This is a genomic window from Kitasatospora sp. NPDC032121 (assembly GCF_055580145.1).
Genome location: NZ_JBVILX010000002.1, coordinates 359538 through 382025 on the forward strand (window position 1 = coordinate 359538; position 22488 = coordinate 382025).

A 22488-nucleotide genomic window follows, 5' to 3' on the forward strand; every position below is an offset into this window, starting at 1 on the left:
GTGGGTGGAGCGGCGACGGGGGACGGCGCATCGCTCGGGGCGCTGCTGCGGAGCATCCGGCTGGACCGGGGCATGACGCAGGAGCAGCTGGGCGAGGCGACCGGGCTGAGCGTGCGGTCGATCAGGGACCTGGAACGGGGGCTCTCCTGCCCGCGGGTGTCCACGCTCCGGCTGCTGACCCAGGCCTGGGGCCTGCCGGACGCCCAGGTGGCCGAGCTGCACCGGCTGGCGCGCAGCCGGCGGGACCGGACGCGGCGGCTGCTGCGGCAGGCGGCGAAGTGACGCCCGCCGGGTGAGGCCGCCCGGGTGACGCCGGGCGCGGAAGCGGACCGGGCCGCCCCCGCCGCCGGAGCGGAGGGAGCGGCCCGTGCGCCGGACGCCCGGCGGTACTACTTCTCCAGCGGCCCCCGGCCGCGGACGCTGAGGCGGTCGCCCTCCTCGTCCCGCTCGACCACGACGGTGTCCCCGTCGTGCACCGCGCCGGACAGGATCGCCCGGGCGAGCTGGTCGCCGATCGCGGACTGCACCAGCCGGCGCAGCGGGCGGGCGCCGTACGCCGGGTCGTAGCCGGTGAGCGCCAGCCAGTCGCGGGCGGCCTCGGAGACCTCCAGGGTGAGCCGCCGCTCCTGCAGCCGCTCGCCCAGGCGGGCCACCTGGAGGTCGACGATCCGGCTGAGCTCGTTGGTGCCCAGCGGTTCGAAGACCACGATGTCGTCCAGCCGGTTGAGGAACTCCGGCTTGAACGCGGACCGGACGGCGCCCAGCACCAGCTCCCGCTTCTCCGCCTCAGGGGTGGTCGGGTCGACCAGGTACTGACTGCCCAGGTTGGAGGTGAGGATCAGGATGGCGTTGCGGAAGTCCACCGTGCGGCCCTGGCCGTCGGTGAGCCGGCCGTCGTCCAGCACCTGGAGCAGGACGTCGAAGACCTCCGGGTGGGCCTTCTCCACCTCGTCCAGCAGGACCACGCTGTACGGGCGGCGGCGGACGGCCTCGGTGAGCTGGCCGCCCTCCTCGTAGCCGACGTACCCGGGCGGGGCGCCGACCAGGCGGGAGACCGAGTGCTTCTCGCCGTACTCGCTCATGTCGATCCGGACCATCGCCCGCTCGTCGTCGAACAGGAAGTCGGCCAGGGCCTTGGCGAGTTCGGTCTTGCCGACGCCGGTCGGACCGAGGAAGAGGAAGGAGCCGGTCGGGCGGTCCGGGTCCGCGATGCCGGAGCGGGTGCGCCGCACCGCGTCCGAGACGGCCTGCACGGCCTCCTTCTGGCCGATCAGGCGCCTGCCCAACTCCTCCTCCATGCGCAGGAGTTTGGCGCTCTCACCCTCCAGCAGCCGACCGGCCGGGATGCCCGTCCAGGAGGCGACCACGTCGGCCACGTCGTCCGGGCCGACCTCCTCCTTGACCATCGAGGCGGAGGCATCCTGGTCGGCGGCGCGCTCCTGGGCGTCGGTGAGCTCCTTCTCGGCGGCCGGGATCTCGGCGTACATCAGCTTGGACGCCCGCTCGAAGTCCCCGTCCCGCTGGGCGCGTTCGAGCGCGCCGCGCAGGTCGTCCAGCCGCTCCTTGAGCTCGCCGACCCGGTTGAGGCTCTTCTTCTCCTGCTCCCAGCGCGCCGTCAGCACGCTCAACTGCTCGTTCCGGTCGGCGAGGTCGCGCCGCAGCCGGGCCAGCCGGTCCACCGAGGCCGGGTCCGACTCCTTCTCCAGGGCGAGCTCCTCCATCCGCAACCGGTCGACGGAGCGCTGGAGTTCGTCGATCTCGACCGGGGAGGAGTCGATCTCCATCCGCAGCCGGGAGGCCGCCTCGTCGACCAGGTCGATCGCCTTGTCGGGCAGGAAGCGGGAGGTGATGTAGCGGTTGGACAGGGTGGCGGCGGCGACCAGGGCGGCGTCCGAGATCTGCACCTTGTGGTGCGCCTCGTACCGGCCCTTGAGCCCGCGCAGGATGGCGATCGAGTCCTCCACGCTGGGCTCGCCGACCAGCACCTGCTGGAAGCGGCGCTCCAGGGCAGGGTCCTTCTCGATCCGCTCGCGGTACTCGTCCAGCGTGGTGGCGCCGACCATCCGCAGCTCGCCGCGGGCAAGCATCGGCTTGAGCATGTTGCCCGCGTCCATCGCGGAGTCGCCGCCGGCGCCCGCGCCGACCATGGTGTGCAGCTCGTCGATGAAGGTGACGACCTGGCCGTCGGAGGACTTGATGTCGTTCAGGACGGCCTTCAGCCGCTCCTCGAACTCGCCGCGGAACTTGGCGCCCGCGACCATCGCGCCGAGGTCCAGCGCGACCAGCCGCTTGCCGCGCAGCGACTCCGGCACGTCGCCGGCCACGATGCGCTGGGCCAGACCCTCGACCACGGCGGTCTTGCCGACGCCGGGCTCGCCGATCAGCACCGGGTTGTTCTTCGTCCGGCGGGAGAGCACCTGGACCACCCGGCGGATTTCGTGGTCGCGGCCGATCACCGGGTCGAGCTTGCCGTCCCGGGCGGCCTGGGTGAGGTCGGTGCCGTACTTCTCCAGGGCCTTGTAGGTGCCCTCCGGGTCCGGTGAGGTGACCTTGCCGCTGCCCCGGACGTCCTTGAACGCGGCGAGCAGCGCCTTCGGCGTGGCGCCCTGGTGCACCAGCAGCTCGGCCACGGCGCCGCCCTCGGCGGCCAGGCCGACCATCAGGTGCTCGGTGGAGACGTACTGGTCGTCCAGGTCGTCCGCGCGCTTGCCGGCCTCGGTGAGCACCGCGATGGTGTCCCGGGCGAGCTGCGGCGCGGCGACCGTCGAGCCCATCGCGCTGGGCAGCGCGGCGGCCTGGCGGCGGGCCTCGGTGTCGACCCGGGCGACGTCCGCCCCGACCGCCTCCAGCAGGGGCCGGGCGATGCCCTCGGGCTGCTCCAGCAGGGCGATCAGGATGTGCACCGGCCTGACGTCCGGGTTGCCGGCCGTGCCCGCCTGCCGGATCGCGGCGGCCAGGGCGTCCTGCGTCTTGGTGGTGAACTTGCTGGCGTCCACTGCTGGGGGGTCCTCCCTCGTCGTCCTCACTGCTGCTACGTACAGCATGCACTATGTTGAGTCTATTCCGCTCAACTTTTGCCCGTCGGATTCCGGACGGCCGTCCGCCGGGTCAGCCCCAGCAGCTCCCGGGCCGGTCCGCCCGGCCGCTGCCCGGCCGGCCAGACCGCGCGCAGCGGCCGCCGCAGGTCCAGTTCCCGCGCCAGCGGCACCTCGACCAGCCGCCGGGTGGCCAGCTCCTCCGTCACCGCCAGCTCGCTCAGGCAGACCGGTCCCGCCCCGGTCATCGCCGCCGCCTTCAGCGCGGTGGACGAGGCCAGCTCCATCCGGGGCCGCGCCACGCCCCCGTACGGCCGCAGGGCCGTCTCCAGCACCTCCCTGGTCCCCGAGCCGGGCTCGCGCAGCGTCAGTGGGGTGGCCGCCAGCTCGGCCCCGGTCAGCGGGGCGCGGCGCCGGGCCCAGGGGTGGCCCGGCGCCACCACGACCACCAGCCGGTCCGCCGCGACCACGGCGCCGGCCAGCCCGGGCGGCGTGGACGGGCCCTCGACGAAGCCGAGGTCGGCGTCCCCGGCCAGGACGTGCCCGGCGACCTCCGCCGAGTTCGCCGTCCGCAGCGTCACCGCCGTCCCCGGGCTGGCCTCGGACAGGCTCAGCAGCCAGCCGGGCATCAGGTACTCGGCGACGGTCAGGCTGGCCACCACCCGCAGCTTGGCGTCCCGCCGCTCGCGCAGCGCGTCGATCCCGGCGTCCAGGGCCTGCGCCGCCTCCACCACCTGCCGGGCCCACTCGACCACCAGCCGGCCCGCCTCGGTCGGCCGGCTGCCCCGGGGCGAGCGGTCCAGCAGCGGGACGCCGATCTGCCGCTCCATGCCCTTGATCCGGGCGCTGGCGGTCGGCTGGCTGACGCCCAGCTCGGCCGCCGCCCGTCCGACGCTGCCCAGCCGGGCCACCGCGAGCAGCAGTTCCAGGGCGCCGAGTTCGGGGACGTGCGAGGAGAGGGCCATAGGTTCAGGCTATGCCCCCATAGGAGCCCCGGCGCTACCGGCCGCCCGGCCCACCGGCGACGGTAGGGGGCATGTCCACTTTGGCCGGTATCCGCCCCCTCGCCCGCCCCGCCGCCGTCCGCCCCCGGCCGGACCTCGCCCAGCTCGGCCCCAACTGGTACGCCGCCGTGATGGGCACCGCGATCCTGGCGAACGGCGCCGCCGTCCTCCCGGTGCGGCTGCCCGGGCTGACCGGCTTCGGCGAGGTGATGTGGGCGCTCGCGCTGGCCGCCCTGCTGGTGCTGGTCGGGGCCCGGCTGGTCCACCTCACCCGGCACCGCGAGGCGGCCCGCGCCCAGCTGCTGGACAACCCGGCCACCGCGGTCTTCTACGGCTGCCCGCCGATGGCGCTGCTGGCGGTCGGACTGGGCACCCTGCTGCTCGGCTCCCGGGTCATCGGCACCGGCCCGGCGGTCGCCCTGGACGCGGTGCTGTGGACCCTCGGCACGGTGTACGCGCTCGCGGTGGCCGGCGGCATCCCGTACCTGATGATCACCCGGCACCCGGTCTCCGCCCTGGAGGCCAACCCGACCTGGCTGCTGCCGGTCGTCGCCCCGCTGGTCGCCTCCGCCTGCGGCCCCGCGCTCGTCCCCCACCTGCCGGCCGGGACGCCCCAGCAGGCCATGCTGTACGGCTGCTGGGCGCTGTTCGGGGTCGGCCTGCTGGCCACGCTGGTGCTGCTGCCGGTGGTGTTCACCGGGCTGTTCCACAGCAAGCTGCCCGCCCTGGTGCTCACCCCCTCGCTGTTCCTGGTGCTCGGCCCGCTCGGCCAGTCCGTCACCGCGGTCCACCAGCTCGCCGACGCCGCCCGCCCGGTGCTGCCCGCGCTGGCGCCCGCCATGGTCGACCTCGCCGAGCTGTACGGGGTGGCCGTGATCGGCGTCGCGATGCTCTGGCTGGCCGTCGCGCTCACTGCCAACCTGCGCGCCCGGCGGGCCGGGATGCCGTTCGCGATGACCTGGTGGGCGTACACCTTCCCGGTCGGCACCTGCGTCACGGGCGCCTCGGCGCTCGCCCGGCACACCGGCTTCGCGGGCTTCAGCGGGCTGGCCCTCGGCCTGTACCTGCTGCTGGCGCTCGCCTGGGTGCTCGCCGCGGGCGGCACCGCGGCCGGGCTGGCCCGGGGCCGGCTGCTGGGGCGGGTCTGACGGCCGGGGCGGGTCCGACGGCCGGGGCGGGTCCGAGGCCTCCCGCCGTCGCGCCCCGACGCACGGCCCGGGAACACGCCGCCGGTGCAGGAACGTGCAGCGCCGGGGCACCGCGCCCGGCCGCCCGGCGCGGCCGCCGGGGGCACCGACACCCCTCACCGGCCGCGATTCCCACCGCAGTCCGCCCCGCCGCCCGGGGCGCCGCAACCGGGCCGGCTGCAGATAGCTGCAATTGCGCGAACCTGCACTCGGGCGACACTTGTTCACCGGCCGTCACGCTGTGAGGGTGGAGGCACGCCAAGTCGTCCGGGCAACCGCAGCCCGATGACGGCGGCTGGCTCTTCATACTGACCGCAGGTGCGACTCGCGCACCGGTGGAACGGGGGGGAAGAGCACCGGACCGGGGGCCATGTGTGGTGATGGCCCCCGGACCGGACCCGTCGAGGCGTTGCTGCTCCGCCTCGACGGGAGCGCTTGGGCTTGGCGTACCGATGGCGGCCCCCGGACGAACCGGCGTGCGACGGCACCCGGCCCGGGGGCCCGCCGCACCAACCGGTACCGTGACCGCCGGTTCCATGATCACGCCGTACCGGCCCACCGGCACCGCGGGCCCGCCCGGCCCGTCGGTGCCACGGCCCGCGCGGCGGGGAGCACGGGCAGTACCAGGGGACAGGCGTCCGGCAGGGAGAGTGCGACGTGACGGGGGACCCGGCGGTCACACCGCACCACGGGCCGGTGGGCGAGGAACCCGACGAGGCCGCCCGGCAGCTCTACCTGGCCATCATCGCCGAGGGCGGCCGCGTCCCCACCGCCGAGGTCGCGGACGTCGACCGGGGCGCGCTGCAACAGCTCATCGACATCGGCCTGTTGATGGTCAACCGGATGGACCGCTGCTACACCGCGGTCAGCCCGCGCTCGGTCAGCGACCGCCTCGGCGCCGAACTGCGCAGCGAGGCCACCCGGCTGCTGGTCCGCGCGGAGAACCTCCCGGGCGCCCTGGACGGCCTCACCAGGGCCTACGACGCGATGCCCCGCCCGACCGACCGGGCCGGCGCCGCCGTGCACGTCGAGGGGCACGTCCACATCCGCCAGCGGATCTCCCAGCTGGTCTCCGACTGCCGCTCCGAGGTGCTCACCGCGCAGCCCGGCCACCGGCCCGCCGACACCCTCCAGGTCGCCCTCCTCCAGGACGTCCAACTGCTGCAGCGCGGCTGCTCGTTGCGCACCATCTACCAGCCGGTCGCGTTCGCCGACCCGCCCGCGCTCGCCTACGCCGAGGAGGTCACCCGGCACGGCTCGCTCATCCGCGTGCTCGACGAGCCCTTCCAGCGGCTGATCGTCTTCGACCGCTCCGTCGCCGTGATCTCCGCCAACGACGACAACAGCACCGCCGCCTTCATCACCGACCCGGCCACCATCACCTACCTGGTCGGCGGCTTCGAACGCGACTGGGCCCGCGCCGACACCGCCGGGGCCGCCCTCGGCCAGGAACCCGCCCGCACCGTCCCCGACCGGGTCGGCCGGCTGCTCGCCCGCGGCCTCACCCAGCGGGCCGTCGCCACCCGGCTGGGCCTGAGCGAGCGCACCGTCGCCGCCCACATCTCCCGGCTGCGCGACCGCTACGGCGCGCAGACCCTCTTCCAACTCGGCTGGCTGATGCGAGGCGCCCGCGATGACCGATGAACCGGGCCCGGCCGAGCGGGCCCTCTACCTCGTCGCCGTCCGGGGCGGCGGCCGGCTGTGCCCGGACGACCTCGCCCCCGCCGACCGCCCGGCCCTGGCCGCGCTCGTCGCCCGCGGCCTGCTCACCCCCACCGCCACCGGCTGGACCGCCGCCGGCCCGCGCGCCCTCGGCGACCGGATCGGCGTCGAACTGCGCACTCGCGCCCTGCGGCTGCTGCGGCACGCCGAGCGGCTCCCGGTCACCCTCGGCCCGCTGGCCCGCGCCTACGACGAGGCCCGCCACCCGGTCGGGGCACCGCCCCCGGGCCCCTCGGCCGCGCGTCCCGGGACCGGCGCCGTCCTCGACGCCGCCGAGGTCCGCGGGCGGATCAGCGAGCTCGTCTCGGAGTGCCGCGAGGAGGTGCTGGCCGCCCAGCCGGGGCTGCGTCCGCTCGAAGGGCTCCGGATGGCCCTCGCCCAGGACCTCTCGCTGCTCCGCCGCGGCTGCGCGCTGCGCACCGTCTACCAGTCGGTCACCCTCGCCGACCCCGCCGTGCGGAGCCAGGTGGCCCTGCGCACCGGACAGGGCGCCCAGGTCCGGGTCCTCGCCGAACCGTACGAGCGGGTGCTGGTCTTCGACCGGGTGGTGGCCGTCATCCCCGCCGCCGAGGACCGCAGCCGGGCCGTCTTCCTCACCGACCCCACCACCGTCGCCTTCCTGGTGGCCCAGTTCGAACGCGACTGGGCCCGCGCCACCCCCGCCGACGGCCACCTCGATCCGCCGTCCGTCACCACCGTCCGGATCGGCCGGCTGCTCGCCCGCGGCCTCACCCAACGGGCCGTCGCCACCCGGCTGGGCGTCAGCGAGCGCACCGTCGCCGCCCACATCTCCCGGCTGCGCGACCGCTACGGCGCCCGCACCCTCTTCCACCTCGGCTGGCAGCTGCGGGGCGAGCACCGTGACTGATCCCGCCGCCGCCGCGCTCCGCGCCGCCCACCTGCCGGATCCGCCGGAGGGCCGCGTCCGGACCCACGGCGCGGCGCCGGCCACGGAGGCGGGCCCGCGGATCCGGGTCCTCGGCGCCGGCTCCGGCTCCGGCCGGACGCCGGTCCTCGACCGCGCCGTCGCCGTGATCCCGGCGACCCCGGACGACGGGGTCGCCGCCATGGTGGAGGATCCGGCGGCGGTCACGTACCTGCTGGGCGTCTTCGAGCGGCGCCGGCGGCAGGCCCAAGTCGTGGACCGGGTCGCGCTGTTCGACGGTGCGAGGGGGCCCGCCGGCCACGAGGAGGCCGGACGGCTGCGCGCCCGGGGGCTCACGCAGCGGGCGATCGCCGGCCGGACGGGACTGGGCGGACGCACCGTCGCCGGTCGCCTCGCCCGGCTGCGTGAGCCGTACGACGCGGAGGCGCCGATGCGACCGGGCCGGCGGACACCGGGAGCCGGGCCGGGACGTGACGGTCGCTCAGCCGGTGGCGGCGCCGGTCGGCCAGTAGCCGGGGACCGGGGGCTGCTGCCGGGGGACGTTGAACTGCTCGCCGGGGGCGGTCCAGAAGCCCTCGCGCAGGGAGAGCGCCATGCCCGCCCAGTCGAGCGCGGTCTCGACCGTGTGGTTGAGGGCCTCCTGCGACCAGGTGTCGTCGAAGACCAGCGGCAGGACGGGGGCGACCTGCTCGATGGTGGCGATCAGCGGGTTGTGGGTGATGGCCTCGTCGACCAGGAGGACGATGGGCTTGCGCAGCGCCGACGCCCAGCCGAGCTCCAGGCTCACGCCGGCCGAGAGGGGGGCCCCGACGTAGGCGAACACGAGGTCGGCGGACTGGAGGGCGCGGAAGTCGGAGGGGACGCGGGGCTCCGGCGCGCGGCCGGAGATGGTCCAGGCGTCACTGTGGTGCGCGCTGTACACGGCGGCACCGCTGCGCAGCAGGGTGGTGCGGAGCGTCGTCAGCCGCGTCCGGCTGGCGAGCGTCACCACACTGTCGGCCGGCCCGGTCAGTCGCATCAGGGGGGCGGCCAGGAACACACGTGCACGCCGACCCTCAGGGGCCTGGCTGTCGTGGTGACGCAGGTAGGGCTCGGTCATGTCGACTCCGGGGAAAGGCCGACCGGGTGGTGATGTGGTGCCGGCGGGCGCTGAGGACAGTGGTTTTTGAGTCTGCGAGCGGAAGAGATCCGGCAGATATTTGACGGTACAGCGGCAAGTTCGCTATCTGTGCTGGACCATTGGGAGCGAACTGATCGTCTATCAGCGCGCGCGGCCGCGTCCAGCGTCCCGCCCTGTCATCTGGATGCCTGGCAGAGAGATGACGCTCCGGCCGGGGGGAGTGGGGATGGCACTCTCGCGGAAGGTGCGGCATCATGTGGACGCCAGTGCTATTGATTTGGTCCTAGGTGTTCGAGAGTTTGGAGGGTGGGTCCGTGTCTCTGCGTCGACTCGTCTGCAAGGCTGCGCTTCCGATCCTCATCGGCATGGCGGTTCTGACCGGAGTCTCCTTCCCGTCCGACGGCGGGCACGCGGCTGTGAGCACCAGTGCGCTGGCGGCTGTCGCCGACGACCTGCACTGGGGCTGAAATCCGGTTCCACGGCTCGATCGGGACGGGGCGGGCGTGAAGGCTGAGCCTTTCGCGCCGGGTGGGGCGGGATTCGGCGGCCGCCCTCAGCCCAGTTCCGGTCTCGTCGACCGGCCGAGCGCATAGCCCAGCTGGAAGAGGGAGTCGACGTGGTACTCCTCCCTCAGTTCCGCGATGTGGCGCGCCAGGGTGCGCTCACTGATGCCCAGCCGTCGTGCGATGACCCGGTGGTTCGTCCCGGCGAGCATCAGGTCGATGATCGTCTGGCGCAGTCTGGAGACCACTTGTTGGGGGACGGAACGGTCCCCGTCGAATTCCAGGGCCCGGTTCCAACTCCGCTCGAAGACCTCCTCGATGAGGAAGCTGACGATGGCCGGATCGTGGATGAACGCCGCCAGGTCGTCGTCCACCACCGGGATCACGGCCAGCTTGCGGTCCACGATGATCAGCCGGGCGTACGGCTCGTCCAGGGTGCGGAACTGCCACCCTTCCTCGGTCAGCTTCGCGACGTAGTCCCGGGTCGCCTGGTGGTAGCGGGTGCTCGCGTTGTAAATGGTGCGCATCGACGCGCCGTGGCGGAGAATCTCCAGGTCGCGCGCCAGGAAAGACGTCAGCATTTCCGCCGGGCGGGGTCCGCCGGGCTGCATCGACAGGCCTTCCGTGACTCCCGCGGCGGCCGACTGCTGAAGTCTCTGATTTATCCGCGCTTTCCCGTGGATGTATTCGATGGCCCCACCCGTCGTGTCGGGGGCGTGAAATGCCTCGGCGAGTTCGCTGAGGTCGCCGGGCAGCGATACCGCTCTGGAGAGCAGATCGAGGGCCTGACGCTGCCAGGTGGAACTCAGACTGTCGGCGAGTTGGGCCGGATCGACCGCGAGCAAAGCGCCCGGATCGTCGCTGTCGGGTATGAGCAGTCCGAGTTTCAACAATTCATCGAGGGCCGGGACACTGGTGGCCGGACACGCGCTCCGGGAGAGACGACCGTTCTCGTTGACGGCCTGCAGGTAGAGCTTTCGGGCGTCCTCGGACAGGACGCGCGATCCGCCGAATGCAGCCCCCGCGTGCTCTCGCCCACTCATCTCGGCTCCTAGTGTTGACCGGGAAGTAGTCAACGCGACTGTCGTCTTCTGTGGCAAGAATCCTAGGTGGCGCTGACCGGGTGCCTTGCCGCCCGCAGATCGACCGTGCCGGCCCGATAGAGCACTCTCTCACCAACACCGAGCCGCCGGCACCCCCCGAGAGGAGGGGCCGGCGGCCGGTGGATCCGTCAGGTCAGCGCTTGGGACGCCAGACGACGAGCGCGCTGGACTGCGGGGTGGGGGGCTGGTACGGGACGAGGTCGCGGCGGTAGGACGCGTGGACGGCGGCCTCGCGCTGCTGGAGGGCGGCGGCGGCGCCCTCCAGGGAGTCGACCAGCTCCGCGACGCGGGACCGGAGGGCGGTGACCTGGTTCTCCAGCTCGATGATCCGCTTGATCCCCGCCAGGTTGATGCCCTCGTCCTGGGAGAGCCGCTGGACCTCGCGCAGCTGCTGGATGTCGCGCGCGGAGTAGCGGCGGCCCCGGCCGGCGGTGCGGTCGGGGCAGACCAGGCCGAGGCGGTCGTACTGGCGCAGGGTCTGCGGGTGCAGACCGGACAGTTCGGCGGCCACGGAGATGACGTACACCGGGGTGTCCTCGGTGAGCACGTACGTCGGCGGGGCCGCGGCGGCCCGGCGGGTGCGGCGGGCGCCGGCGCCGGGCAGGCCCTCGCCGAGGCCGGAGCCGATCGGGGTGTCGGGGTCGATCGGGTTCATCGGGGACATCTGGTCGTCACGCTCCCTTCGCCGCCCTGAACAGGTCGGCTCGCGGATCGTCGGAGGCGGTGGCCTCGCGGTACTGCTCCAGGGCGCTCAGCGCGTCGCCGGTGACGTGCTGCGGCACCACGACCTCGACGGTGACGAGGAGGTCGCCGCGGGTGCCGTCCTTGCGGGTGGCGCCCTTGCCGCGGGCGCGCATGGTGAGGCCGTTGGCACTGCCCGGGGGCAGCTTGAGCTTCACGGCCGGGCCGTTCAGCGTGGGCACCTCGATGGTCGCGCCGAGCGCCGCCTCGGGGAAGGCGACGGGGACGGTGACGGTGAGGTTGTCGCCCTTGCGGCCGAACACCGGGTGCGGGTCGACGTGCACGGTGACGTAGAGGTCGCCGGGCTGCCCGCCGCGCTCGCCCTGGGCGCCCTTGCCCTTGAGCCGGATGCGCTGGTCGGCCTGGACACCGGCCGGGATCCGGACCTGCATGGTGCGGGCCGAGCTGGCGCGGCCGCTGCCGTGGCAGTCGGGGCACGGGTCGTCGACGATCATGCCCCGGCCGCGGCAGTCCTTGCACGGCTCGGAGAGCGCGAAGGCGCCCTGGCCGCGGCTGACGGTGCCCGCGCCGACGCAGGTCGGACAGACCCGCGGGGTGGTGCCGGCCTTGGCCCCGGTGCCGTTGCAGCCGCGGCAGGGGGCCTGGCTGGTCATCCGCAGCGGGACGGTCGCGCCGTCCACCGCCTCCTCGAAGGAGAGCGTCACCTCGGTCTCGACGTCGGCGCCGCGCCGGGGCTGGGCCTGGCGGGTGCCGCCCCGGTTGAAGAGGCCGCCGAAGACGTCCCCGAGGCCGCCGCCGCCACCGCCGCCGCCCTGGCTGCCGCTGAAGAGGTCGCCGAAGTCGAAGCTGTAGCTGCCCGTGCCGCCGGGGCCGCCGGCCCGGAAGCCGCCGTTGGCGAAGAGGGTGCGGGCCTCGTCGTACTCCTTGCGGCGCTTCTCGTCGGAGAGGACGTCGTACGCCTCGGAGATGTCCTTGAACCGCTCCTCGGACTTGGCGTCACCCTTGTTGGCGTCGGGGTGGAACTCGCGCGCGAGCTTGCGGTAGGTCTTCTTGATCTCGGTAGCGGTGGCGTCCTTGGGCACGCCGAGGACCTTGTAGTAGTCCTTCTCGACAAAGTCCTTGCCACTCATGCGTCCACCTCGCTGCGCTCGGCAGCCGCTGAGCGGTTCACGCGCCTCTCGATTGTTCGCTCGCTGCGCTCGCTCACGGCTTCCGCCACCTCCCGAGTTCCATCGTCACAGAGCTGTCAACAGCCGCTGGGTTTACGACCGTTGACAGAGCGCTGCGGAGCCGGCCGCCGTACTGGCCGGCGTACGACTCCGCAGCGCACTGGTTGTCAGCTGTCACAGGTTGTCAGCTGTCCGAGCCACCGTCGGACTTGTCCTTGTCGGTGGACTTCGCCTCGGCGTCCGAGGACGCCTGGCTGCCGGGCTGGGGCTCGGCGACGGCCACCATCGCCGGGCGGATGATCCGCTCGCCGATGCGGTAGCCGGGCTGGAGGATCTGCACGCAGGTGTCCTCGGTGACGTCCGAGGAGTAGCTGTGCATCAGCGCCTCGTGCATGGTCGGGTCGAAGGGCTCGCCCTCCTTGCCGAACTGCTGCAGGCCCAGCTTGGCGACGACCGTCTCCAGCGACTCGGCGACGGACTTGAAGCCGCCCGTGACCTCGCCGTGCTCGCGGGCGCGGCCGATGTCGTCCAGGACCGGGATCAGCGACTCCAGGATGTTGGAGACGGCGATCTCGCGGACGGTCAGCCGGTCGCGCTCGACCCGCTTGCGGTAGTTCTGGTACTCGGCCTGGAGGCGCTGGAGGTCGCCGGTGCGCTCGGCGAGCTCCCGCTTGGCGGCGGCGAGTTCCTCCGAACCGGAGTCCCCGGAGCCGGCCGAGGCGGCCTCCTCGGCAGCCTTGATCACGGCCTCTTCGGCGGCGGAGTCGTCGCCGGGCTTGCCGCCCTGCGGCTTGTCCGTCATGCCGCACCGCCCTTGGGCTTCTCGTCGTCCACGATCTCGGCGTCGACCACGTCGTCGTCCTTGGCCTGGGCGGAGTCACCGGAGGCGGCGGCACCGGCGGTGGCGTCGGCGTTGGCGTACAGCGCCTGGCCGAGCTTCTGCGCGGTGGTGGAGACCTTCTCCGAGGCCTCGCGGATCTTCGCGATGTCCTCGCCCTTCAGGGCCTCCTTGAGCTCGCCGATGGCGGTCTCGACCTCGGTCTTGACGTCGCCCGGCAGCTTGTCGGCGTTGTCGGCGATGAACTTCTCGGTCGAGTAGACGAGCTGCTCGGCGGAGTTGCGCGTCTCGACGGCCTCGCGGCGCTTGTGGTCGTCCTCGGCGTACTGCTCGGCCTCGCGGCGCATGCGGTCGACCTCGTCCTTCGGCAGCGAGGAGCCGCCGGTGACGGTCATCTTCTGCTCCTTGCCGGTGCCGAGGTCCTTGGCACCGACGTGCATGATGCCGTTGGCGTCGATGTCGAAGGTGACCTCGATCTGCGGCAGGCCGCGCGGCGCCGGCGGCAGGCCGGTCAGCTCGAACATGCCGAGCTTCTTGTTGTACGCGGCGATCTCGCGCTCGCCCTGGTAGACCTGGATCTGCACGGACGGCTGGTTGTCCTCGGCCGTGGTGAAGATCTCGGAGCGCTTGGTCGGGATCGTGGTGTTGCGCTCGATCAGCTTGGTCATGATGCCGCCCTTGGTCTCGATGCCGAGGGACAGCGGGGTGACGTCGAGCAGCAGGACGTCCTTGACCTCGCCCTTCAGGACACCGGCCTGGAGCGCGGCGCCGATGGCGACGACCTCGTCCGGGTTGACGCCCTTGTTGGCGTCCTGGCCGCCGGTCAGCTCCTTGACGAGCTCGGCGACGGCCGGCATGCGGGTCGAGCCACCGACCAGGACGACGTGGTCGATCTCGGAGAGCGAGATGCCGGCGTCCTTGATCACGTTGTGGAACGGGACCTTGCAGCGCTCCAGCAGGTCCGCGGTCAGCTGCTGGAACTGGGCGCGGGTGAGCTTCTCGTCCAGGTGCAGCGGGCCCTCGGCGGAGGCCGTGATGTACGGCAGGTTGATCGAGGTCTCGGAGGACGAGGACAGCTCGATCTTCGCCTTCTCGGCGGCCTCGCGCAGACGCTGGAGGGCCATCTTGTCCTTGGACAGGTCGACGCCGTGGCCGGCCTGGAAGACCTTGACCAGGTGGTCGACGACGCGCTGGTCCCAGTCGTCACCACCGAGGTGGTTGTCACCGTTGGTGGCCTTCACCTCGACGACCCCGTCGCCGATCTCCAGCAGGGAGACGTCGAAGGTGCCGCCGCCGAGGTCGAAGACCAGGATGGTCTGGTCGTCCTTGTCGAGGCCGTACGCGAGGGCGGCCGCGGTCGGCTCGTTGACGATGCGCAGGACGTTCAGGCCCGCGATCTCGCCGGCCTCCTTGGTGGCCTGGCGCTCGGAGTCGTTGAAGTACGCCGGGACGGTGATGACGGCGTCGGTGACGGTCTCGCCCAGGTACGCCTCGGCGTCGCGCTTCAGCTTCTGCAGCACGAAGGCCGAGATCTGCTGGGGGTTGAAGTCCTTGCCGTCGATGTTGATCTTCCACCCGGTGCCCATGTGGCGCTTCACCGAGCGGATGGTGCGGTCGACGTTGGTGACCGCCTGGCGCTTGGCCACCTCGCCGACCAGGACCTCGCCGTTCTTGGCGAAGGCGACGACGGACGGCGTGGTCCGCGCACCCTCGGCGTTCGTGATGACGGTGGGCTCGCCACCCTCCAGAACGCTGACGACCGAGTTCGTCGTACCGAGGTCGATGCCGACCGCGCGTGCCATCGTAGATACCTCCACGGAAGAGTTGAGCTTTACGGGCTCAAGGATGCACGACCCGACGGGCGGCGTCAACAGGTATGAGTGCGAGCCGCTCAACTTTGCTGAGCCGGAGCCTCGGCCGGGGGCTCGGAGGTGGGCCTCGAGCCCCCGGGAGCCCCCGCCACGCCGTGGCGGGGGGTGCGCCCACGTGACTGCCGCCATAGCTTGGGAATCTTCTGGAGAACTGTTGCCCACCGGTAATGTCCGGGCCGTCGGCCCGGCAAGTTACCGACCAGTACACTCAGTTCCAAAGACCCTGAGAACCGCAGAGCCTGCTCAACCGCAAAGCCGCAGGAGACGGAGAGCCGATGCAGCTAGCAGCGATCGTCATCTCGCTGGTCACATTCGTGATCGGCACCGCGCTCGCCGCCCGTGCGGCGCTGTACATCTACAAGGTGGTCCGCACCGGTGCGGACGACTCCACCCGCTTCGGGCAGCCCGCCCAGCGGGTGAAGACCGTCGCGACCGAGTTCGTCGGCCACACCAGGATGAACCGCTGGGGGGTCGTCGGCGTCGCCCACTGGTTCGTCGCGGTCGGCTTCTTCAGCCTGGTGCTGACCATCGTCAACGCGTTCGGTCAGCTCTTCGACGCCGACTTCGCGCTGCCGATCATCGGCCACTGGATGATCTGGCAGCTCTTCGTCGAGCTGATCGGCACCCTGACCACGCTGGGCATCCTGGTCCTGATCGTGATCCGGCTGATGAGCCTGCCGTCCAGGTCCGGCCGCAAGTCCCGGTTCGCCGGCTCGATCGCCTGGCAGGCCTTCTACGTCGAGTACACGATCCTCGGCATCGGCCTCTGCATCCTGATGCTGCGCGGCCTGGAGGGCGCCCTCAACGGCGTCGACTCGTACGGGCCGGAGCACCTGGTCTCGTACCCGCTGGTCTCCGCGCTGAGCGGCCTGTCGCACGGCACGCTGGAGAACCTGATCTACCTGTTCGCGATGCTGAAGATCTGCATCTCGTTCGCGTGGGCGACCACCATCGGCCTCAACCCCTCGATGGGCGTGGCCTGGCACCGCTTCCTCGGCTTCTTCAACATCTACTTCAAGCGCGAGGAGGACGGCGGCACCGCGCTCGGCGCCCTCCGTCCGATGACCAGCAACGGTCAGCCGATCGACTTCGAGGACCCGGCCGACGACGCCGTCTTCGGCGTCTCCCAGGTCGAGCACTTCTCCTGGAAGGGCATCCTCGACTTCTCCACCTGCACCGAGTGCGGCCGCTGCCAGTCGCAGTGCCCGGCCTGGAACACCGGCAAGCCGCTCTCGCCGAAGCTGCTGATCATGAGCCTGCGCGAGCACGCCTACGGCAAGGCGCCGTACCTGCTGGCCGGCGGCGGCAAGGACATGGAGGGGGAGGAGAAGGCCACCTCCGAGCAGCTCAAGGACGTCCCGGCGGCCGCCCTGGCCGAGGCCGAGCGCCCGCTGATCGGCACCGCCGAGGAGAACGGCGTCATCGACCCGGACGTGCTGTGGTCCTGCACCACCTGCGGCGCCTGCGTCGAGCAGTGCCCGGTGGACATCGAGCACATCGACCACATCGTCGACATGCGCCGCTACCAGGTGATGATCGAGTCCTCGTTCCCGACCGAGGCCGGGACGATGCTCAAGAACCTGGAGAACAAGGGCAACCCGTGGGGCATGGCCACCAAGGCCCGCCTGGACTGGGTCAAGGAGCTCAAGAAGGAGACCGGCATCGAGGTGCCGGTGATCGGCGAGGACATCGACCCCGCCGAGGTCGAGTACCTCTACTGGGTCGGCTGCGCCGGCGCCCTGGAGGACCGCGCCAAGAAGACCACCAAGGCCTTCGCCGAGCTGCTGCACACCGCGGGCGTGAAGTTCGCGATCCTCGGCAAGGAGGAGTCCTGCACCGGTGACTCCGCCCGCCGCCTGGGCAACGAGTTCCTCTTCCAGATGCTCGGCGCGCAGAACGTGGAGACGCTGAACGCGGCCCTGGAGGACGCCCCGGTCAAGCGGATCGTGGCCACCTGCCCGCACTGCTTCAACACCATCGCCAACGAGTACCCGCAGCTGGGCGGCCACTTCGAGGTCATCCACCACACCCAGCTGCTGCAGCACCTGATCGACGAGGGCAAGCTCGTCCCGGTCAACCCGGTCGAGGGCCTGATCACCTACCACGACCCCTGCTACCTGGGCCGCCACAACAAGGTCTACAGCCCGCCGCGCGAGATCATGGACAAGGTCCCCGGTCTGCGCCAGCAGGAGATGCACCGGCACAAGGAGCGCGGCTTCTGCTGCGGCGCCGGCGGTGCCCGGATGTGGATGGAGGAGCGCATCGGCAAGCGGATCAACACCGAGCGCGTGGACGAGGCGCTGTCGCTCAACCCGGACATCGTCTCCACCGCCTGCCCGTTCTGCCTGGTGATGCTCTCCGACTCGGTCAACGGCAAGAAGAACGAGGGCGCGGCCAAGGAGCACCTGAAGGTGGTCGACGTGGCCCAGCTGCTGCTCGACTCGGTGAAGGCCCAACCGCCGGCCGGGAGCGAGGAGCAGCCCGCGACGGTGGACGCGTAACAGCCGCGGCAGAGCCAGCTGTTCGACAGTTCTGCTACAACTGCCCGGCCCGGTGGACGCCGTGAACGCGCCCGCCGGGCCGGGCTTTCGGTTGGCGCGGACGGCCCGCGCGGGTACGGCGGGTGACGGCAATCGCACAGGCGCCGGACGGGCATTCGGTCGGAAGCAAATACAGTAGGCCCGGACCGGCTTCGTGCCGGTCCACCCGTTCCGGACGGAAGCCCCGGACGGGTGGCGACCCGCGCCGGCCGGACGGCCGGGTCCAGACCGACGACGAGGTGTCGGCCCACCGGGCCGGGCCGCAGAGACCACAAGGGGAACAGCGCAGACCATGACCGAGGCGATCATGCTGGTCGGTGGTAAGGGCACGCGACTGCGTCCGCTGACCACCCACACCCCCAAGCCGATGCTGCCGGTGGCAGGCGTCCCGTTCATCGCGCACCAGTTGGCCCGCGCGGCCGCCGCCGGCGTCACCCGCGTCGTGCTGGCCACCTCGTACCTGGCCGAGGTGTTCGAGGACCACTTCCAGGACGGCACCCCGTACGGCATCGAGCTGGTCTACCTGACCGAGCGCGAGCCGCTGGGCACCGGCGGTGCCATCCGCAACGCCGCCTCCGGCCTGACCTGCGGCCCGGACGAGCCGGTCCTGGTCTTCAACGGCGACATCCTCTCCGGCGTCGACATCGCCGCCCTGCGCGACGGCCACGTGGCCGCCGGGGCCGACGTCACCCTGCACCTGACCCGGGTCGAGGACCCGCGCGCCTTCGGCCTCGTCCCGACCGACGAGGACGGGCGGGTGCTGGAGTTCCTGGAGAAGCCGGAGACCCCGGAACAGATCGTCACCGACCAGATCAACGCCGGCTGCTACGTCTTCACCCGGTCCGTGATCGACCGCATCCCGGCCGACCGCGAGGTGTCCGTCGAGCGCGAGACCTTCCCCGAGCTGCTGGCCACCGGCGCGCTGCTGCGCGGCGTCGTCGACACCTCGTACTGGCTGGACCTGGGCACCCCGGCGGCCTTCGTCCGCGGCTCGGCCGACCTGGTGCTCGGCAAGGTCGACTCCCCGGCCGTCCCCGGCCCGACCGGCGACGCCCTGCTGCTGCCCGGCGCCACCGTCCACCCGGGCGCGGTGCTCAGCGGCGGCACCGTGGTCGCCGAGGACGCGGTGGTCGAGGCCGGCGCGATCGTCGAGGGCAGCGTGATCCTGCCGGGCGCGGTCATCGGCCCGGACACCCTGGTCAAGGACTCGATCGTGGGCGCCTTCGCCAGCGTCGGCGACCGCTCGGCGCTGGACGGCGCGGTGATCGGCGACGGCGCGATCGTGGAGTCGGACAACGAGCTGCCGAACGGCATCCGGATCGCCTGCGGCACCCTGCTGCCGGTCGGCGCCGTCCGCACCTCGGCCGGCCCGGGCGGCTGCCCGGCCGGCACCAGCGCGGCCGCGGCGGTGCACGGGCCGTCGGTCGGCGCGCAGCGGTAGCGTCCGCGGGAGCCGGGGCGTCCGCGGGGTTTCCGGTCCCGTTCGTCTCAGCCTCGCTGCAAACCGGCCCCGGGTCCGTCCGGGGCCGACGCGGGCCGGGCCGGGCGGGTACCTTCGGACCGTGGCTGGTAATCGATACGACAGCGGTCAGGGCGCGAACCGTCCGCACGGCGGATGGTCTGCCCCTCCGCCGCCGCCCGGGGGGCACGCGGCGACGGACGGGCCGGAGTACTTCACGGCCCCGCACCCGGCGGCGCCCGGTCGGTCCGGTGGTCCCGGCGGCACGCCTGGCGGGCCCACCGGTGGGCCGGGGCGCCCGGCGGCGGGGGACGGGTACGACCCGTACGCGGCGGACCGGCCCGGGAACACCAGGGCCTTCCCGGTCGGCGACCCGTACGCGGGCGGCGGCCCGTACCCGCAGCAGCCGCCCTACCAGGGGCACCCGGGCCAGGAGCACGGCTACTACGACGACGGCCACGGGCAGCAGCCGCCGTACGGGCCCGCGCAGGGCTACGGCCCCGACGCGGGTTACGGGCCGGACCAGGGTTACGGCCCGGACGCGGGCTACGGGCCCGACGGGGGCTACGACCAGCAGCCGTACGGCCAGGACAACGTCGCCGTCTACCGGGCCGGCGGCCAGTCCGCCCCGCACGTCGCCGGGCCCCGGCCGCACTGGCGCGAGCTGTTCACCGGCCTGTTCCGCAGCCCGACCGCGATCTTCGACCGCACCCGCGACCACCAGGTCTGGCTGCCCGCCCTCACCGTCTCGCTGCTGTACGGCGCGCTCGCGGTGCTCGGCATAGGGCTGACCCACGACGACATCGTCAACTCGACCTTCACCGTGGCACTGACCGGCATCCTCGCCGCCGCCGTGTGCTTCACCGTGGCCGGGGCGCTCTTCGGCGGGGTCACCTACGCGCTGGCCCGCCAGCTGGGCGGCGACGGCCCGTGGAAGGCGACCGTCGGCCTGGCCGCGCTGATCGGCTGGCTCACCGACGCGCCCCGGCTGCTGCTCGACCTGGTGCTGCCCTCAGGCAGCATCGTCGTCCAGGTCGTCGGCTGGGCCACCTGGGCGCTCTGCGCCTACCTGCTGACCAGCATGGTCCGGCGGCTGCACGACCTGCCCTGGGGCAAGGCCGCGGCCGCCTCGGCGGTGCAGCTGGTCGCGCTGCTGGTGCTGATCAAGCTGCCGACGCTGGGCTGAGGCCCTCCACGGACGAGGGGCAGAATGGGGGCGGGCCGCGGCCGAGCGCCGGGCCCGCCCCACCCTCGTCGTCCTACCTCACCGGAGCCAGGCCATGACCCTCCCCACCACCCACGTCAGCTTCCCGGCCGGGGCGGTGACCGGCGAGTCCCCGGTGCTCGCGGTGCAACCGCTGGCCGACGGGCGGTACGCCGTCGTCACCGAGGCGACCCCGTTCCACCCGCTCGACCACACCTGGCCCGACCAGCCGGCCGACCACGGCACCCTGACCGTGGACGGCACCGAACTGGCCGTGGTCGACTGCCTGACCGGCGCCGTCGGCCCCGAGGGCGGGGAGCTGCTGGTCGGCGCCGACATCCCGGTCCGGCGCGGCGACGAGGAGTGGTCCTGGCTGGTCCTCCACGTCCTGGACACCGACCCCGGCGACATCGTCGGCCGCACCGCCGCGCTCGCCGTCGACGCCGAGCGCCGGGGCGCCCTCAGCGCCTCGCACAGCGGCTGCCACCTGCTCGCCCTCGCCCTGAACGCCGCGCTCGCCCCGCGCTGGCGCAAGGACCCGGGCCGCTCGGACGCCTTCGGCCACCCGGACTTCGACAGCCTCGCCATGGCGAGCTCGGTGATGGACACCGCGGCCAGCACCGACACCTACCGGCTCGGCAAGTCGCTGAAGAAGAAGGGCTTCACGGCGGACGCCACCGAGGAGTTCCCGGCCCTCGCCGACGCCCTGCCGGCCCTCACCGAGGCCGTCAACGCCCGGCTCGCCGCCTGGGTCGCCGCCGACGCCCCGGTCCGCATCGAGGTGCCCGGCCCCGAGCTCACCGCCCGCCGCCAGTGGCACTGCGAGCTGCCCGAGGGCGGCGCGCAGATCTTCTGCGGCGGCACCCACCTGCACCACCTCGGCGAGCTGGCCGAGCTGCGCACCGAGCTGCGGCTGTCCGAGGACGGCACCGAGCTGGTCGCCGTCACCAGCCCCAAGCGGGCCTGAGAACGCCGCGGGCGGCCACCCCTCGTCCGTCCTCGGATGGGGGTGGCCGCCCGTCGTGCGTGCGCTCCGTCGGCCCTGCGGGTCTCGCCGGCCCTGCGGGTCTCGTCGGCCCTGCGGGTCTCGTCGGCCCTGCGGTCTCGTCGGCCCTGCGGGTCTCGTCGGCCCTGCGGTCTCGTCGGCCCTGCGGGCCCTGCGGTCAGACCTTCGTCTGGTGGAAGTTCAGGTACGAGCGGGACGGCGTCGGGCCGCGCTGGCCCTGGTAGCGCGAGCCGTAGCGCTCGGAGCCGTACGGGTGCTCCGAGGGCGAGGAGAGCCGGAACAGGCACAGCTGCCCGATCTTCATCCCCGGGTACAGCTTGATCGGCAGCGTCGCGACGTTCGACAGCTCCAGGGTCACGTGGCCGCTGAAGCCGGGGTCGATGAAGCCGGCCGTGGAGTGGGTGAGCAGGCCCAGCCGGCCCAGGCTCGACTTGCCCTCCAGCCGGGACGCGACGTCGTCCGGCAGCGTGATGACCTCGTACGTCGAGGCCAGCACGAACTCGCCGGGGTGCAGGATGAACGCCTCGTCGCCCTCCGGCTCGACCAGCCGGGTCAGGTCCGGCTGCTCCTCCGAGGGGTCGATGTGCGGGTACTTGTGGTTCTCGAACACGCGGAAGAAGCGGTCGAGGCGCACGTCGATACTCGACGGCTGGATCATCGCCGGGTCGAAGGGGTCGATGACGACCCGGCCCAGGTCGATTTCGGTCCGGATGTCCTTGTCAGAGAGCAGCACGCTTCGAGGTTACGTGCAAGAAAGGGCCCCGGACGAATCCGCCCGGGGCCCGTTCCGTCCTTCCGCGACCGTCAGGCCAGGAACTCGGCGGCCTCCAACCGCATCGCCCGCGCCAGTTGCGGCTCCGACAGCTCCCGCACGTCGGCCAGCACCGAACTCCGCATCCGTCCGCACTGCGGACAACGGATCAACCGCCCGGGGCCGAGCCGACCCGGACCGAGGTTCTGCATCGGGAACGTGGTGGTGCTGAACAGGTGCCCCTCGGCACAACGAACGACGGCGCGCTGCTCCATCGATCCCCTTCCCATCCCTAACCCAGTACTCACCCGTACTCACCGCCCCGGCGGCCGAGCCCCGGGACAGCGTCACATTAGGGGATGTTCCGGACATTCCTCACCATGGCTCG

Annotated in this window: 17 protein-coding genes and 1 pseudogene; 8 read left to right on the forward strand and 10 right to left on the reverse strand. The window is 72.6% G+C overall.

Going from position 1 to position 22488, the window contains the following annotated elements:
* Entirely contained in the window at positions 1-282 is a 282-nt protein-coding gene (locus ACZ5OX_RS07465) for a helix-turn-helix domain-containing protein (RefSeq protein WP_465629120.1), read from the forward strand.
* Positions 283-389: 107 nt separating this feature from the next.
* On the opposite strand, the gene clpB is transcribed toward ACZ5OX_RS07465, so the two are convergent.
* A complete protein-coding gene (clpB, locus tag ACZ5OX_RS07470; protein ID WP_465629121.1) occupies positions 390-2996 on the reverse strand; it encodes an ATP-dependent chaperone ClpB in 2607 nt (868 codons plus the stop codon).
* Between the two features lie 71 nt (positions 2997-3067).
* Positions 3068-4000, reverse strand: a complete 933-nt coding sequence (locus tag ACZ5OX_RS07475) for a LysR family transcriptional regulator (protein ID WP_465629122.1) — start codon at positions 3998-4000, stop codon at positions 3068-3070.
* A gap of 71 nt (positions 4001-4071) precedes the next feature.
* Between ACZ5OX_RS07475 and ACZ5OX_RS07480 the strand changes: the two genes are divergently transcribed.
* The 3 genes from ACZ5OX_RS07480 (at position 4072) to ACZ5OX_RS07490 (ending at position 7816) form a co-directional block, all read left to right on the forward strand.
* Complete coding sequence (locus ACZ5OX_RS07480; RefSeq protein WP_465629123.1) at positions 4072-5187, forward strand: TDT family transporter; 1116 nt, start codon at positions 4072-4074, stop codon at positions 5185-5187.
* Positions 5188-5883: 696 nt separating this feature from the next.
* Positions 5884-6870, forward strand: coding sequence for a LuxR C-terminal-related transcriptional regulator (locus tag ACZ5OX_RS07485; protein WP_465629124.1), 987 nt, complete (start codon positions 5884-5886; stop codon positions 6868-6870).
* Positions 6860-7816 (forward strand): helix-turn-helix transcriptional regulator, encoded by a 957-nt coding sequence (locus ACZ5OX_RS07490; RefSeq protein ID WP_465629125.1) that lies wholly within the window; start codon positions 6860-6862, stop codon positions 7814-7816. The genes ACZ5OX_RS07485 and ACZ5OX_RS07490 overlap by 11 nt, the downstream gene beginning before the upstream one ends.
* A 499-nt stretch (positions 7817-8315) precedes the next feature.
* On the opposite strand, the gene ACZ5OX_RS07495 is transcribed toward ACZ5OX_RS07490, so the two are convergent.
* From ACZ5OX_RS07495 to dnaK, 6 genes are all read right to left on the reverse strand, one after another.
* Positions 8316-8933, reverse strand: coding sequence for a TIR domain-containing protein (locus ACZ5OX_RS07495; RefSeq protein WP_051709310.1), 618 nt, complete (start codon positions 8931-8933; stop codon positions 8316-8318).
* Between the two features lie 574 nt (positions 8934-9507).
* Complete coding sequence (locus ACZ5OX_RS07500) at positions 9508-10500, reverse strand: hypothetical protein (protein WP_465629126.1); 993 nt, start codon at positions 10498-10500, stop codon at positions 9508-9510.
* A gap of 193 nt (positions 10501-10693) precedes the next feature.
* Positions 10694-11224: a heat shock protein transcriptional repressor HspR gene (locus ACZ5OX_RS07505; protein ID WP_449787826.1), complete on the reverse strand. Its 531-nt coding sequence runs from the start codon at positions 11222-11224 to the stop codon at positions 10694-10696.
* Between the two features lie 7 nt (positions 11225-11231).
* Entirely contained in the window at positions 11232-12392 is a 1161-nt protein-coding gene (gene dnaJ / locus ACZ5OX_RS07510) for a molecular chaperone DnaJ (RefSeq protein WP_449787825.1), read from the reverse strand.
* Between the two features lie 223 nt (positions 12393-12615).
* Complete coding sequence (grpE, locus tag ACZ5OX_RS07515; protein ID WP_465629127.1) at positions 12616-13233, reverse strand: nucleotide exchange factor GrpE; 618 nt, start codon at positions 13231-13233, stop codon at positions 12616-12618.
* Positions 13230-15071, reverse strand: coding sequence for a molecular chaperone DnaK (gene dnaK / locus ACZ5OX_RS07520; protein WP_465629128.1), 1842 nt, complete (start codon positions 15069-15071; stop codon positions 13230-13232). Before dnaK ends, grpE begins: the two co-directional genes overlap by 4 nt.
* Before the next feature lie 344 nt (positions 15072-15415).
* Here dnaK and ACZ5OX_RS07525 point away from each other — a divergent pair, with 344 nt between their 5' ends.
* The 4 genes and pseudogenes from ACZ5OX_RS07525 (at position 15416) to ACZ5OX_RS07540 (ending at position 21310) form a co-directional block, all read left to right on the forward strand.
* Positions 15416-17641 carry a (Fe-S)-binding protein gene (locus tag ACZ5OX_RS07525; protein ID WP_449787822.1) on the forward strand — a complete coding sequence of 742 codons (2226 nt, stop codon included), beginning with the start codon at positions 15416-15418 and terminating at the stop codon, positions 17639-17641.
* A 331-nt stretch (positions 17642-17972) separates the two neighbouring features.
* Positions 17973-19046: pseudogene (gene manB / locus ACZ5OX_RS07530) on the forward strand (mannose-1-phosphate guanylyltransferase); the annotation flags it as partial.
* 196 nt (positions 19047-19242) lie between these two features.
* Complete coding sequence (locus ACZ5OX_RS07535; protein WP_465629129.1) at positions 19243-20325, forward strand: YIP1 family protein; 1083 nt, start codon at positions 19243-19245, stop codon at positions 20323-20325.
* A 94-nt stretch (positions 20326-20419) separates the two neighbouring features.
* Positions 20420-21310, forward strand: coding sequence for an alanyl-tRNA editing protein (locus ACZ5OX_RS07540; protein ID WP_465629130.1), 891 nt, complete (start codon positions 20420-20422; stop codon positions 21308-21310).
* A gap of 196 nt (positions 21311-21506) precedes the next feature.
* On the opposite strand, the gene dcd is transcribed toward ACZ5OX_RS07540, so the two are convergent.
* Positions 21507-22082, reverse strand: a complete 576-nt coding sequence (gene dcd, locus ACZ5OX_RS07545) for a dCTP deaminase (RefSeq protein ID WP_449787819.1) — start codon at positions 22080-22082, stop codon at positions 21507-21509.
* Positions 22083-22153: 71 nt separating this feature from the next.
* The gene (locus ACZ5OX_RS07550) at positions 22154-22375 is read right to left on the reverse strand and encodes a hypothetical protein (protein WP_074001850.1); all 222 of its coding nucleotides are present in this window, start codon (positions 22373-22375) and stop codon (positions 22154-22156) included.
* Positions 22376-22488: the final 113 nt, after the last annotated feature.